Genomic DNA, 13507 nt, shown 5'->3' on the forward strand with positions numbered 1-13507 from the left:
TCCCTCTCGTTAATTAAAATTTTTCCATCATGTCTAATACTGGTGGACGAGCTGCAGAGCTTGTCAGCTGATAATGTTTTCCATCTGATGAGGCCAAATGGAATCCATGCATGATCTCCAATACGTGGTAAGTCAAGTTACCATTCGCTCGATGCTCGCGCTCCTCCAGTATCGATTTCGCCATATCGGCAAGTCCGATTCCGCGGCTGTTTGACCGATATCCATGAGTAAGAGGCACTTCAGCAAATTCTTTTTCCCCTTTTCGACGATATTTTACAGAACCACCGAATGTGTTCGGATCAGGAATGCTTAATGTTCCATATTCTCCGTACACTTCGATCCTAGGCAAAGTATTTCCCCAGGAGTCAAAGCTTGTTACCAAGGTTCCCACAGCTCCATTTTCGAAATCCAGCACACCAGATATATGTGTAGGTACTTCGACTGGAATTTTACGTCCTTCAGGTGTCTCTCGTTCAGGGAAAGATATGCTAGTCGACCCTGTAACCCTTTTCACCGGACCAATCAACGAAATAAGTGCAGTAAGATAATAAGGTCCCATATCAAACATCGGACCGCCCCCAGTTTGATAAAAGAAATCCGGATTTGGGTGCCACTCTTCCATACCACTGCTCATAAAGAAAGCATTTGCTGCAACTGGCCGGCCGATCCAACCGTCTTGAATTAATTTAATTGCTGTCTGAATTCCTCCACCCAAGAATGTGTCAGGGGCTCCTCCTACCCGAAGACCTTTTTTATTAGCTGTTCCGATTACTTTCTTTCCTTCTTCCAACGATACAGCCAATGGCTTCTCTGTATAGACATGCTTCCCGGCTTCAAGTGCCGCTAATGCCACTTCACTGTGGGCGCTTGGTATTGTTAGGTTTAACACGATATCGATATCCTTATCTGACAGCAGTTCATCGACTGTGTATGCTTTCACGTCGTATTCTTCCGCCTTCTCCTTCGCTCTTTCGATATCTAAATCAGCACATGCTACAATATCCAGTGATCCATATGTTCTGCAATTGTTAAAGTAAATCGTACTAATATTTCCACAGCCGATAATTCCAACTTTCATTTTTTCCATAATATACCTCCATAAATGCAATTAGTTATAATTCCAATCCAGGCTTTATATTAGCTGCTTTCTCTAATGCCAGAAGAGCGACAGAAAAACTAGCCAAATCACCTATTCGCTCACCAAGACCTGTAGGCGTTATTTCGCATACTGACAAAGACAAGCCAATCGCTTCCTTTTCCAGTTCTTGAAGGACCAATGGCTCTAATATCTTTTGCTGTCTCCCATAGATACTTCCGATCACAATCTTTTCCGGATTCAAGATATCCACCAGTAGAGCAAGTCCCCTTCCTAACCGGAATCCTACAATAGAGAAAACTTCCAATGCCAGTTCATCACCAGCTTGAGCGGCGAGACCGACCTTTTTGGTGGTTATGTTCCCAAGCTCATCGAGCCTCGGACAAAATAAGGGTGTTTTTCCTTCTCCAATGGCTTTTTCAGCCATTATTGCAGCGAGCCTGGCGATTCCGCCTCCACTACAGAAGCCTTCAAAAGAGCCTGCCTTCCCGAACCCTACCGGACCTTCCTCCGCAAGCCTGATATGGCCTACTTCACCTGCTAAATCATTAGTCCCGGAATATAACTGGCCATTCAGGATGAGCCCAGCCCCCATTCCCGTTCCAAATGTGAGGAAAATCATGTTTTCGGTGCCTTTACCCGCGCCCCACTTCCATTCAGCCATGGCACCGGCATTTGCATCATTTTGTAAGGCGACCGGAATATGGTATATCTCTTCCAGCATTTTGACTATTTCAATGTTTTCCCAACCAGGCAAATTCGGCGGTGCTACAATTAGACCTTTCTTACTGTTCAACGGGCCTCCACAGCTAATTCCGATGGAAGCCAATGTATGAATCTGATGCCTCTCCAACAGTTGATCCAGTGTGTCAGTCATGCTTTTGATGGCCTTTTCGGGAGTATCCGGTGTCGGGAACTCCACTCTTTCGACCGTATTCACCTCATCGCCAGACAACTCGCCGATCAACACCGCACATTTTGTTCCGCCAATATCCAATCCAGCTATTATGGTCATTGTTTAAAAAACTCCTTTTCCAGCATGATGCAGAGGGTATGGTAGATTGGTAGATGTCTTTCCTGAATATCCAAAGTCTCCTGATACGGAACACAAATCGTGACATCACAAACATCCTTCATCCTGCCACCACTTTCCCCAGTCAATCCGATCGTCTTCACCCCCAGTGATTTCGCTACCTTGACAGCTTTTAGCACATTGTTCGAGTTGCCTGAAGTGCTTATAGCTATCAACACATCCCCGCTATTTCCATAGCCGTATACTTGTTGGGCATACACCATGTCAGCGGCGACATCATTCGCAAACGCCGTCATGAGAGCGGACTGACTGGCAAGGGATATAGCCGGTAAAGCTTGTTGCAGGTTATCGGCAATATAATCGGCTTCCAATGAATCGACGTGACTCAGTTGCTTTCTGAACTCAGCATCCACCGGCCGCTGAAGCGTAAACCCTTTCATTAATTCGCCGACTATATGTTCACAGTCGGCAGCACTCCCGCCGTTTCCGCACAATAACAGCTTACCATTCTTTCTGAAGCTTTCTGTTAAGATTGTGAATGCGTTTTCTATATCTTTCCCGCAAACATCCAATTCCGGGTATTTGTTAATGAGTTTATCCGTTTCCTTATTCACTATAATCCCTCCTTTTTTGTTTAAGTATGAGCTGCAGCTTCCTCTCGCAAGTGATTAAATGTTGTTTCCAAGAATGTGCGATCTCCGAAACTACCTGACTTTAACACAAACAGGTAAGAAGGATCTGTCTGTGATAGACATGAAGGCAATCCTGGCTGAATCTCTTTCCACACTCTCATTCCTTTAATACCTAGCATCTTACATACTGCTGCAGAGGTGTCTCCACCTGCAACCACAAACAGCCTTTGACCTGTATGTTCAAGTACACCAGCTGTAATTCCTGCAATCGTTTCCGAGACAAAACGCGAAATTTCTGTATTGGTCCAGCCCCTGCTTCCTCCCAATTCTTTGGTGATTCTCACTTTTTCCGGGGTATTTGAAGAATGTAGAATAACATTACTCCCTTTGTTCATTTCATCAACAATCAGGCGGATGAATTTCCGGACTGTTTCTTCCTTATTTTCTTTCCCGATTATTACTGCCGTATCTAATTCCAACACGGTATTTCCAGTTTTTTTCATATACTCTATTTGCTCTGATGTTTGCGGAGTCAGACTTCCAGCTGCACAAAAAATCCCCTTCTCCATAATGTTAACTGGCAATGGAATGTTGTTTTCTTTTTTGTTAAGAGCGTCTTTTACTTTTGGAATCTCTTCTCCTAACGCCGAACTGCCACAAATCACTTTTTCCTCGTGTACAGCTTGGGCGATCTCATACAAATCTTCCTGCTCCGTAACATCCAAAATCACGTATTGGACAGATTTCTCTTTCTTTAATTGGTGTAACCTGCTTTTGATAGCTCCGGCACCTTCCTTGATAACAGGGTATGGAATCCCGATAACACGACGTTTTGTTTGCGACTGTAAAATTTCCACCAAATTGGACCGATTCATCGGATGAACCGGGTCTTGTTTAAATTGCGAGTCCTCCAGTTTTTCTCCATAAACATAATGTTCCGAATTGACCGTTGTTCTGCCGTTTTTCGGAAAACCCAGGACAACAATGGCAAATTCTTCATTCAACGCATCAAGCATTGCGTCAAACTCCGCTCCAATATTTCCTCGGAACACAGAACACGTTTTATTGATAAACTGGTTTGCCCCGGCCTTTTGAATATCTTTAGTGGCTTCGTAAACCTTTTGATAGGCCGTATCAGCATTATCAAGGCGGGAATCGGTGTCAAATATTAACACATCCGGCTTATCCCCGGTGATTTGACTTCCTACGGAAGGGTGGTAGCTGTAGATGTCTACAAGATAATCAGATTTACTGAACATGGCTCCTATGTCATTGGAGCCAGTAATATCGTCTGCGATAACTCCGATCATTGTTCATCCCACTCTCTTCTTGGTTTGTAGCCAGAATGGTGCAGAAAATCATCCACCTTATCTTCTGGCAGACTGTTCATCTCCACAGAACTGCTTCTGGATGTCAGCAGCATCCGGCATGTGTATTCCAGCGTCTGTAATGCCATTCTCGCTTCTTTTATACTAGTGTCATAGACTAGGACGCCGTGGTTTTCCAACAATAAAATATTGGCTTTAGATGCCTTTTCCTTAACAGCTTCTCCGAGTTGTTCAGAACCGGGATGATGATAGCCTACACGCTCGATTCTTTCCAGATAGTACATAGATTCCACAAACCAGTCAGATGGTATTTCCAAATTGGAACAGGCGGCGAGCGTACTGTAAAAAGGGGAAGCATGCAGTATCACTTTTATATCGGACCGCTGTTCATAAACAGCCTGATGCATGGGGACTTCTTTGGAGGGTTTCTTCCCCCCTGTCGTTTTTTTCCCGCCGATTCGGCATTCCACCAAATCATCTTGTTCCAATTCTCCTAAATACGTGCCGCTTGCTGTTATCAAAAACCGGTCATCTACCGTTTTGGCGCTAATATTACCAGCATTTCCCCAAGCCAAGCGATTGTCCATCATGTACCGGCCGACGTTACAAAGTTGTTCCTTAACTATTCTCATTTCCGACATATACTCCTCACTCCAGAATCGACTCTATCAATGCCCTTGATTACAATTGAAAATCTTCCGCATGATTTGCACTAGCCAGGAAATTCTCAATTTTATCGATTACCGTTTGTTGTACGGCGTATTGCCCTACCTCACGTTCTAAAGCTGGTAGTTTTTTGCATTCCTTGTTGGTCATTCTTTCTTCCCTATTAAGCGCTTTGAGCAGGCTCAGTTCCAAGTCAGTCGCAATATTAACCTTGCTGATTCCGCCATTTGGCAGTTTCATCGCTTCCTGGATCATTTCCGCCGGAACACCAGAGCCACCATGCAGTACTAGATGAACTGGAGTCAAAGATCGGATGGCTTTTAATCGATCCAGATCTACGGTTGGCTTTCTGACATTGTACACCCCATGAGCGGTACCGACTGACACAGCTAATGCATCAATCTTAGTTCTGTTCACAAATTCCAAAGCCTCCTCAGGATTTGTGTACAACTCCTCATCCCGGTCTGTTTCGATATAATCGGTTGTACCGATCATGCCAAGCTCCGCTTCTATCGAAACCCCTTTGGAGTGTGCAAATTCGGCAGCCTCGGCACTGATTTCGATATTTTTATCAAGCGGATGTTCGGAAGCATCCATCATGACAGAAGTAAATCCCGCCTCGATCGCGTTCTTGATTACTTGAAGCTCTTTTGTATGATCGAGGTGCAGGACAGTGGGCACCGTAATCTTTTCGTCTTTCATAGTTTGATAGAATACATCGCCAAATTCTGCTGGAGTAATACCATATCGGTCCAATTCTTTTTGTGAAATTTGGACAATAATAGGAGATTTAGTTTTTTCACCTGCCCTTACAATTGGAAGAATCATATCAGTATATCTGGGAGAAAAAGAGCCGATGGCAAACTTGCCTTTCTCCGCTTGTTCTAATGCTTGCTTAAGCGTAATAATGTTTTTGGATTTTGTTTTAGTCATAAAGATTGCTCCTTTGTTCATGGTTTTATAAATTCTTTTGATAAAAGGTTCTTAATGGTTGTTGAAGAGACATATATCCTTCTTCAAATATAATCCGATACTTGTGATAATTGTCGACATCCGGGGTGACAAAGCGGACATCTTCCCGGCTCAGCTGGCTCAACAATTCATCTTCATTCTTATATATCCCACAGCCCAGTCCTGCAATGGCAGCCGCCCCCAACAAGGACGCTTCTTCTAAAGAAGGAATGCTCAATGGGCAATTGGATACATCTGCCTTTATCTTTAACCAATGCTTGTTTTTGCTGCCGCCACCTACAGCGATTAATTCAGAAACCCTTGATATTCCAAGCGCTGCAGCAGTTCTTTTCATGTGTTCAAATTCATAAGCAGTTCCTTCCAAAACGGCTCTTAGTAGTTCACCCTTTCGATGGGTCGATTTCAATCCAATAAAGGCTCCTTTAGCTTGTGCATCTGGCTGTGGTGAACCGCTGCCTGCAAGATATGGATAATACAGAATTCCTGTAGGTTCACTTGGGAACTGATCAAGATATGAAGCAATGGCATCATAAGTCAATTGATTATCTGAAAGCTGGTTTCTTATCCATTCCACGGACCCGCCTGAAGATTGAATCGCTCCCATCCAAAAGTAACGGCCGGACAGTACGTGACAGCCAAAGTTGAAACCGGATTCATAGTCCTCCTGTGTCAATTTCTTCTCCTCTAGTGAACCTACGATTGTTTCTGCGGTCCCCATCGAATCCAGCACAATCCCCGGCTTTACAGCTCCTGCTGCCAGGGCTGCACATACATGGTCATGTCCAGACACAGCTACAGGAACTCCTTGTTTCAAACCGAGCATCCCAGCAGCCTCAGGCGATAATACTCCCATTTTTGTTCCGGAAGGCTTCGCATCAGGAAAAAGGGAACTATCCAAGCCGAAGTGGCGGATCAAGGGAATATCCCATTCCTTTTTGTCCATTCGAAATGCAAACGTTCTAGCTGCAAGTGTATAATCGGTCCCGATTTCACCTGTCAATTTGTAAGCAAGGAAGTCGGAAGTCGACAGCCATTTTGCATTCGTTAAACAATTGGGTCTGTTCTTTTTCAGCCACAGAATTTTTGCCAATCCATGCTTATAGTTATTACGGAGACCGGTTTTTTGAAATTGTTTCAATGAATCTATCTCTTTACCAATTTCTTCGGAAATCCTTTCCGTCCTCCTGTCAAACCACGGTATAATCTCAGAAAGATATTCACCAGTATCTTTATTCAGAAGCAATCCGCTTTCAGCCATGCTGGTTATCCCGATAGAAGCTATTTCGTCCTGAAAATCGACTGTCACCTCGTTTATAACCTGTCTAGCAGTCTTCCACATTTCATCGGGGCGGAAATGACAGCCGTCCTCGTTTTCAAATGAATGGTTGTTGCTGATTGCAAGCCGGATCAGTTCCCCATCAGCATGAAACAAACCGGCTTTTATATGTGTTGTACCAATATCGATTCCTAACAGGTTCATTTAACTCTTGGCCCCTTCTATCGTCTCCTTCACACGTTGCATGCCTAAAGCAGGACTAGATAGAAATTTGTCTTGCATTTCTTCAGGAAGACTCGTCACGACCCGGGCCATGGAAGCTTGTGCCAGAACTACGACATCTGACTCACTCGCCAAATCCGATAAAACCGCTTTCAATTTTTCGTCGTGGCCATCCTTGTCGCCTGCAAGCAAACATTGATAAGCTTCTCCTGCTATACGTGACTGGAATTCTACTTGCTTATTCAATTCATAACTCTTAGACCTCAACAAAGCAATCGTCGGGTTCAGTGTGGTGGCAAGCGTAGCCGCAACTCCAATTTTTTCTCCTTTTTCAATCGCCAACTCTGCCATCGGTTCATCTATTCTTACGACTGGAGTATTGATTTGTTCACGTGCTTTGGCGGCGACCTCACCTACCGATGAGCAGGCATTCAAGATAACATCCGCCCCAGCCTGTTCTGCATACCTCATGTATTGAATGAGCCGTTCTTCTACCTCTTCCGTGTTTCCCCCGTTTTCATTTAGCTGGGGTAAAATAGAATCATCCACAAAATTCACGATTTGATAGTCCGGTATATAATCTTTTGCAAGCGCCTTTAAAGGTTCAACCGTCAAAGGGGTGGTGTGAACTATAGCCAATTTCTTATTCATGTTACCCTCTCCTTCATTTGCATCACCCATTAGTGGTATATTGTGGTTTTTTGAACATTTCTGTTGTTTTCACTATATTATGAGGTAAAACCACCAACCAGTCAACCAGTTTCCCGAAATATATGCATGATAACCAACTTCCATTTCTGTTATAATCCTTAACAATCAACTACAGAAAATCAATCTTATTAGTTGAAAACACTTCAACTTGAATATTATTATGGTATTAGTTGGAATAATGATGAATATACAAAGTACTCTATTTCAAAAACTAACAACAAAACAACATTTGACGATAGGTTGATCCCAGGTACATTTACTAACTGGAAATGAGGTACGGATAGATGATTGCAGCAGAAAGAAGAAATACAATAAAAGAGTTATTGTATAAAAATAAGAGTGTCAAAGTTTCGGAGCTAGTTAACTTATTCAATGTTTCGGAGGAAACCATCCGCCGTGATTTAAACCAGCTGGAGAAAGAAGGGGTCCTCGAAAAAAATTATGGTGGAGCTATCTTGATTGAAAAGCAATCGCCTAATCAGATTATCCCTATCCATGAGAGACATCAGCAGTTTTATGAAGAAAAAGAGCGAATCGGCAGAAAAGCGGCAGAGTTAATCAGTGCGGAACAAACCGTGATACTTGATGCTGGCACTACAACATGGCATGTCTCTAAAGGTTTACAACAAGCTGGCAAATTAACGGTTATTACCAATGCTATGAACATTGCAGAGGAGTGCACCAAAAACGAAGCTGCCTCCATTTATCTTTTAGGTGGCAAACTGAGAAGAAACACACTGAGTACCGTTGGACCACAGGCTGAAATGGAGCTGAAAAAATATAATGCAAATTATGTTTTCTTAGGCACTTCAGGAATTTCCATTCGTCAGGGATTCACGAGTTCCGACTTGTATGAAGCGGAAATGAAAAAGGCAATGGTGTCGGCTGGACAAAAAATTGTGGTGCTTGCTGATCACAGCAAATTACAAAAAGCCGGTCTTACTTCGTTCTGTGACTTTGACCAGGTTGATATTTTCATCACAAGCGACCTGGCTGACGAAAGCATCCTTCGTCAGATAGAGCAGGCTGGTGTAGAAGTATTGGTCGTATCCACCAAAGAACCTGCAGATTCACCCAGCTAATCATCGACCCCGAACTCCTTCGGGGTCTTTTTTGTGTCTTTTATAATAGCCTCTACCCATTGGTATTGGTTATGCGTTTACAAGATTTCCTCCCCAAACTCATAAACGTTCTTAATACTCAACTTCCAATCTGTTGCCGATTACTTCGAACTCAAACTCTATAATATCGGTTCCTGTTAATTCAAGGCTCCTTTGATCAGGCTGAGAGCCTCCGATAAAAACTTTATACTTTCCAGGTTCGACGATACACTTTCCATTTTCATCAATGAGAGCCATGTCCCTTGGAGAAACGGTGAAACTCACTTCTTTTTCTCCCCCTGCTTCAAGGGAAATTTTTTCAACTCCTTTTAACTGCCATTTAGGTATATCCAAGGAAGCCTCGGTATCCTTCACATACATTTGCACTACTTCTTCAGATGTCCGTTTTCCCGAATTTTTCACTTTTGCTTTCAACGTGATTGACTCACCAGCACTTATTGCAGAAGACGATGAACCTGTTTTTTCATAAGTGAATGTCGTATAACTAAGACCATAACCAAATGGGTACAAGGCATCCTGCTCCATATAACGATAGGTGCGGTTTTTCATGGAATAATCCCGGAAGTCTGGAAGTTCTTCTGTCGACCGGTAAAAAGTCACAGGTAGTTTACCGGATGGGCTGTATTCTCCAAATAACAGGGAAGCAACAGCCCTCCCCCCTTGGGCTCCCGGATACCAACCTTGTACTATAGCCGGAAGATGTTCATCTGCCCAGTTTAATGCAATTGCGCTTCCCGATAAGTGAACCAAAATGACCGGCTTGCCTGTCGAGTAAATGGTTTCCAACAATTCCTGTTGAAGGCCGGGAAGATTCAAATCCGACTTGTCGCCACTTCCAAATGCATTGGATTCATGCATTTCTTCCCCTTCGATCGTCGCATCCAAGCCTAAGCACAATATTACAGCGTCGGCTCGTTCAGCGGCAGAGACGGCTTCAATGAATCTATCTTTCGGATCATCCAGACTGCTTTTTTTCTTATTGTATAATTCACACCCCTCGGCATAATAAACCCTTACTTCGTCCTTCAGCGCTTCCCGGATTCCTTCCAGTACCGTTACATACTCAGAGGCCGTTCCTTCGTAGTTGCCTGTCAAAGCAGCCCTACTGTCAGCATTCGGACCGATAACAGCAATATTATGGATTTTCTCTTTGTCTAATGGAAGGAAGTTGTTTTCATTTTTTAACAAAACCATGCTTTTCTTACTCACCTCAAGGGCCGCCTCTTTGTGTTCCGGACAGTTATTCATTTCATACGGAATTTTGGTGTACGGCACCTTTTCCGGATCATCGAACATCCCTAACTTGAACCTTGTCATCATTAATCGTGTAACTGCTTTGTCCAATGCTTCCTCCTTAACCAATCCTTCTTCAAATGCCTGCACTAAATACTTATACATCGAACCGCAGTTCAAATCACAGCCATTGTTCAGTGCAAGGGCTGCGGATTCCACCTTTGATCGTGTTACGCCGTGGCTTTCATGAAAATCAACGACTGCCCAGCAATCCGAAACAACATGCCCTTTAAAGTCCCATTCTTCTCTCAGAATTTGTTCTAGCAGTGTTTCACTCCCGCAGCACGGCTCCCCGTTCACACGATTGTATGCCCCCATAACCGACTCGACCCCGGCTTCTTTGACACTATCTCGAAAAGCAGGCAAATAAGTTTCATAAAGATCTTTCTTGTTTACTATTGCATCAAATGAGTGTCGTTCTTCTTCCGGGCCACTGTGCACGGCATAGTGTTTCGCGCATGCTGCCGCCTTCATATACTTCGGGTCATCTCCCTGCAATCCCTTGATATAAGCAACACCGAGCTTTCCAGATAAATAAGGGTCCTCTCCATAAGTTTCATGTCCTCGTCCCCATCTCGGATCACGGAAAATATTAATATTCGGCGCCCAGAAAGTGAGTCCCTTGTAAATACCTCGGTCATTTTTCCTGGCAAATTCGTGGTATTTGGCTCGTCCTTCTGTTGAAATGATATCGGCCACTTGATGGATAAGCTCCTCATCAAATGTAGCAGCCATCCCAATTGCCTGGGGAAACATAGTCGAAACACCTGCACGGGCAACTCCATGAAGACTCTCATTCCACCAATTATACGTAGGAATGCCAAGCCTCGGGACCGCGCAAGCCTTGTGTATCAATTGTGATGCTTTTTCCTTGACGGTCATCCGGGAAACAAGATCTCTTGCACGATCTTCGAAACTAAGACTATCATCCATATAATCCAGTTTTTCCTGCATTTTTCTGCCTCCTAAATCAATAGTTTAGAAATTTCTTTGTAATCCATTTTAGTGGAAGGGGTTACAATTTCACATGAATTATTTTGCTGTAATCATGAATTATTTTGTCTTTTCTCCTTATAAATGATGTAAAATATGAATATACAATTCTGCTAAACAAATGAAGGAGGGATTTAATGAAGAGTGATATCTTGCTTTGTGAATACTCCTATCACGCCGAAAAAAAGCACGTCAGCTGGCAGGATGGATTAGATTACTATTTTATCCGGTTACAGACAGAAGGAAATTGCACGGTAAAGCTGAACGGGATAACAAAACAACTTTACCCAGGCGATCTGCTGTTATGCAAACCCGAAGACAGATGTGAATTGTTTATTGAAGAATATACAGACAAATCAGGAGAAAGGTCCATCAGCAGCGGGGACTATTTCCTCCTTGCCAGAGGAATTTGGCTGGATGAGTGGTGGAAAAGGGAGGACCGACCAACCATCCAGCACATTCATGATACAAAAAAACTTACCGTCCTCTGGAAAGAAATAATCCTGGAGAAACGCAGAATCTATGATAAAGACGCGGAGTTGTTAGATTATTTGACTCGCTCTTTGTGTCTTTCCGTTGATATAGCCATTAAGGATACTCATCTTTATCAAAACCGGCTGACATCTCCGGTTCTTGCGATGAAAAGATACATTGAAGAGCATGCCACTCAATCCATTAAGATTCAAGATGTAGCAAATCATGCCGGTTTCAGCGTGTCGCGTGCTTCCCACCTTTTTAAAGAAAGATTCGGAAAAACAATCATCGAATATGCCGTTGAAATCAGATTGAATACTGCAGTGAAATTGATAAAGTACAGCGATATCCCATTGGAACAAATTGCAGAGATATCCGGTTTCGGGAGTTATACATACTTTCACAGGGTATTTCGAAAGCATCATGGCCAGTCGCCTGGAAGATTTTCTATTGACGCAACTTAAGAAAGAATTACTGGCCTGCTTCTTTCAGGTTGCAGGGAATCCTGTTAAACAGGAAAGCATCGGAGGTTTCTCTGTATGTGTTTAGCCAGGTAATTCCCTGTATAAGCTTCCCCATTGTCAGCATAAATGTCTAAGAGGTCCGATTAATTTTCCGCCAGCAAGCCGTTAGATACTGCTTTCTTTAAAAAAGCCACACTCAGTACTTCAGACATCTCTTACACATCGGAACCCCATGTTCCCCGTCGAACTGTCGATTGTATTGGAACTCCTTGCTGCCACACGGTATCGGTTGCAGTAAGAGTCATGACATAAATAAGATCCCCCTTTAATGACCTTTGACTGGCCCCGTGCAGGACCGCGCTGTTTCATATACCCGCTTTTACCAGGATTCTTGGTAAACCAATCTGAACACCATTCCCATACATTGCCTACTACATTATACAAATCATACCCATTCGGCGGGAAAGATTGGGCCGGTGCTGTACCAAGATAACCGTCATCCTCTGTATTCTCACAAGGAAAATGCCCTTGCCAAATGTTGCATAAATGCTTTCCATCAGGCATTAACTCCTCCCCCCACGGAAACTTTTTCTTCTCCAGACCGCCTCTGGCAGCGAACTCCCACTCTGCCTCGGTCGGCAGTCTTTTGCCGGCCCAATTACAAAAAGCAACAGCATCATTCCAAGACACGTGTATTACAGGGTGATTCATTCTATTTTCGACTGATGAGCCCGGTCCCTCTGGTTGAAACCAGTTCGCATCTTCTACTGCATACCACCACGGGGTTTGCGGCAGCCGCCTTTCAGCAATTCTCCACTCTGGTCGTACAAACAGATGAAATACGAAAGACCAATTGAATCTTTCCGCATCCGTCTCGTAGCCGGTTTCATCAATAAATTGTTTAAATTCCGAATTGGTGACCGAATATTTATCCATATAAAAAGAATTGATTTTAACCTTTCTTACAGGCCCTTCTCCGTCAGCAGGAAAACCATCCGGGTAATCCGTTCCCATGAAAAATTCTCCTCCAGGGACATAAGTCATCTTTTTTGTAAACTTCAATTCTTTTTTTGCGGTCACAACCTTTCTTTCGTATTGATTTGTTTTTGATTCAAATGATGACCGACTTGATACACAGCAAGGACTGGGTGAATTGGTTTGCTCCATTAACTGTTCACTCCTTTTTAAGAAAAAACGATTTCATAAAACACTTTTTAATATCTTAA

12 protein-coding genes are annotated in these 13507 nt (G+C 43.4%); 2 read left to right on the forward strand and 10 right to left on the reverse strand.

All coding sequences use genetic code 11. The features are described from left to right. Window positions 1–13: 13 nt before the first annotated feature. From CZ434_RS11190 to CZ434_RS11225, 8 genes are read right to left on the reverse strand one after another with little or no spacing between them, the layout of a single operon-like run. Window positions 14–1087, reverse strand: coding sequence for a Gfo/Idh/MocA family protein (locus tag CZ434_RS11190; protein WP_179107245.1), 1074 nt, complete (start codon window positions 1085–1087; stop codon window positions 14–16). 25 nt (window positions 1088–1112) lie between these two features. Then, window positions 1113–2111 carry an ROK family protein gene (locus tag CZ434_RS11195; RefSeq protein WP_077623221.1) on the reverse strand — a complete coding sequence of 333 codons (999 nt, stop codon included), beginning with the start codon at window positions 2109–2111 and terminating at the stop codon, window positions 1113–1115. After that, window positions 2108–2743: a D-sedoheptulose-7-phosphate isomerase gene (locus tag CZ434_RS11200; RefSeq protein ID WP_179107246.1), complete on the reverse strand. Its 636-nt coding sequence runs from the start codon at window positions 2741–2743 to the stop codon at window positions 2108–2110. Before CZ434_RS11200 ends, CZ434_RS11195 begins: the two co-directional genes overlap by 4 nt. A gap of 20 nt (window positions 2744–2763) precedes the next feature. Beyond that, window positions 2764–4071: a four-carbon acid sugar kinase family protein gene (locus CZ434_RS11205; RefSeq protein ID WP_077623223.1), complete on the reverse strand. Its 1308-nt coding sequence runs from the start codon at window positions 4069–4071 to the stop codon at window positions 2764–2766. Next, window positions 4068–4721, reverse strand: coding sequence for a class II aldolase/adducin family protein (locus CZ434_RS11210; RefSeq protein ID WP_245830972.1), 654 nt, complete (start codon window positions 4719–4721; stop codon window positions 4068–4070). Before CZ434_RS11210 ends, CZ434_RS11205 begins: the two co-directional genes overlap by 4 nt. Window positions 4722–4770: 49 nt before the next feature. Continuing rightward, window positions 4771–5688, reverse strand: a complete 918-nt coding sequence (locus CZ434_RS11215; protein ID WP_077623225.1) for a class II fructose-bisphosphate aldolase — start codon at window positions 5686–5688, stop codon at window positions 4771–4773. A 25-nt stretch (window positions 5689–5713) separates the two neighbouring features. Continuing rightward, window positions 5714–7207 carry an FGGY-family carbohydrate kinase gene (locus CZ434_RS11220; RefSeq protein ID WP_077623226.1) on the reverse strand — a complete coding sequence of 498 codons (1494 nt, stop codon included), beginning with the start codon at window positions 7205–7207 and terminating at the stop codon, window positions 5714–5716. Further along, window positions 7208–7876: an aspartate/glutamate racemase family protein gene (locus CZ434_RS11225; RefSeq protein ID WP_179107247.1), complete on the reverse strand. Its 669-nt coding sequence runs from the start codon at window positions 7874–7876 to the stop codon at window positions 7208–7210. It abuts the gene before it with no gap. Between the two features lie 344 nt (window positions 7877–8220). Here CZ434_RS11225 and CZ434_RS11230 point away from each other — a divergent pair, with 344 nt between their 5' ends. Further along, complete coding sequence (locus tag CZ434_RS11230) at window positions 8221–9018, forward strand: DeoR/GlpR family DNA-binding transcription regulator (RefSeq protein WP_077623228.1); 798 nt, start codon at window positions 8221–8223, stop codon at window positions 9016–9018. A 111-nt stretch (window positions 9019–9129) separates the two neighbouring features. On the opposite strand, the gene CZ434_RS11235 is transcribed toward CZ434_RS11230, so the two are convergent. Then, complete coding sequence (locus CZ434_RS11235; protein WP_077623229.1) at window positions 9130–11304, reverse strand: glycoside hydrolase family 3 C-terminal domain-containing protein; 2175 nt, start codon at window positions 11302–11304, stop codon at window positions 9130–9132. Window positions 11305–11480: 176 nt separating this feature from the next. Between CZ434_RS11235 and CZ434_RS11240 the strand changes: the two genes are divergently transcribed. After that, window positions 11481–12281 carry a helix-turn-helix domain-containing protein gene (locus CZ434_RS11240; protein ID WP_077623230.1) on the forward strand — a complete coding sequence of 267 codons (801 nt, stop codon included), beginning with the start codon at window positions 11481–11483 and terminating at the stop codon, window positions 12279–12281. Between the two features lie 204 nt (window positions 12282–12485). On the opposite strand, the gene CZ434_RS11245 is transcribed toward CZ434_RS11240, so the two are convergent. Beyond that, window positions 12486–13448, reverse strand: coding sequence for a formylglycine-generating enzyme family protein (locus tag CZ434_RS11245; RefSeq protein WP_077623231.1), 963 nt, complete (start codon window positions 13446–13448; stop codon window positions 12486–12488). Window positions 13449–13507: the final 59 nt, after the last annotated feature.

It is taken from the genome of Sediminibacillus massiliensis, assembly GCF_900156915.1.
In the GTDB taxonomy this organism is placed as follows: Bacteria; Bacillota; Bacilli; order Bacillales; family Amphibacillaceae; genus Sediminibacillus_A; species Sediminibacillus_A massiliensis.

Bases quoted from the DNA above. Each gene is read 5' to 3' on its own strand.
- CZ434_RS11190 (WP_179107245.1), bottom strand. From the start codon at position 1,087: ATGGAAAAAATGAAAGTTGGAATTATCGGCTGTGGAAATATTAGTACG.
- CZ434_RS11195 (WP_077623221.1), bottom strand. From the start codon at position 2,111: ATGACCATAATAGCTGGATTGGATATTGGCGGAACAAAATGTGCGGTG.
- CZ434_RS11205 (WP_077623223.1), bottom strand. From the start codon at position 4,071: ATGATCGGAGTTATCGCAGACGATATTACTGGCTCCAATGACATAGGA.
- CZ434_RS11210 (WP_245830972.1), bottom strand. From the start codon at position 4,721: ATGAGAATAGTTAAGGAACAACTTTGTAACGTCGGCCGGTACATGATG.
- CZ434_RS11215 (WP_077623225.1), bottom strand. From the start codon at position 5,688: ATGACTAAAACAAAATCCAAAAACATTATTACGCTTAAGCAAGCATTA.
- CZ434_RS11220 (WP_077623226.1), bottom strand. From the start codon at position 7,207: ATGAACCTGTTAGGAATCGATATTGGTACAACACATATAAAAGCCGGT.
- CZ434_RS11225 (WP_179107247.1), bottom strand. From the start codon at position 7,876: ATGAATAAGAAATTGGCTATAGTTCACACCACCCCTTTGACGGTTGAA.
- CZ434_RS11230 (WP_077623228.1), top strand. From the start codon at position 8,221: ATGATTGCAGCAGAAAGAAGAAATACAATAAAAGAGTTATTGTATAAA.
- CZ434_RS11235 (WP_077623229.1), bottom strand. From the start codon at position 11,304: ATGCAGGAAAAACTGGATTATATGGATGATAGTCTTAGTTTCGAAGAT.
- CZ434_RS11240 (WP_077623230.1), top strand. From the start codon at position 11,481: ATGAAGAGTGATATCTTGCTTTGTGAATACTCCTATCACGCCGAAAAA.
- CZ434_RS11245 (WP_077623231.1), bottom strand. From the start codon at position 13,448: ATGGAGCAAACCAATTCACCCAGTCCTTGCTGTGTATCAAGTCGGTCA.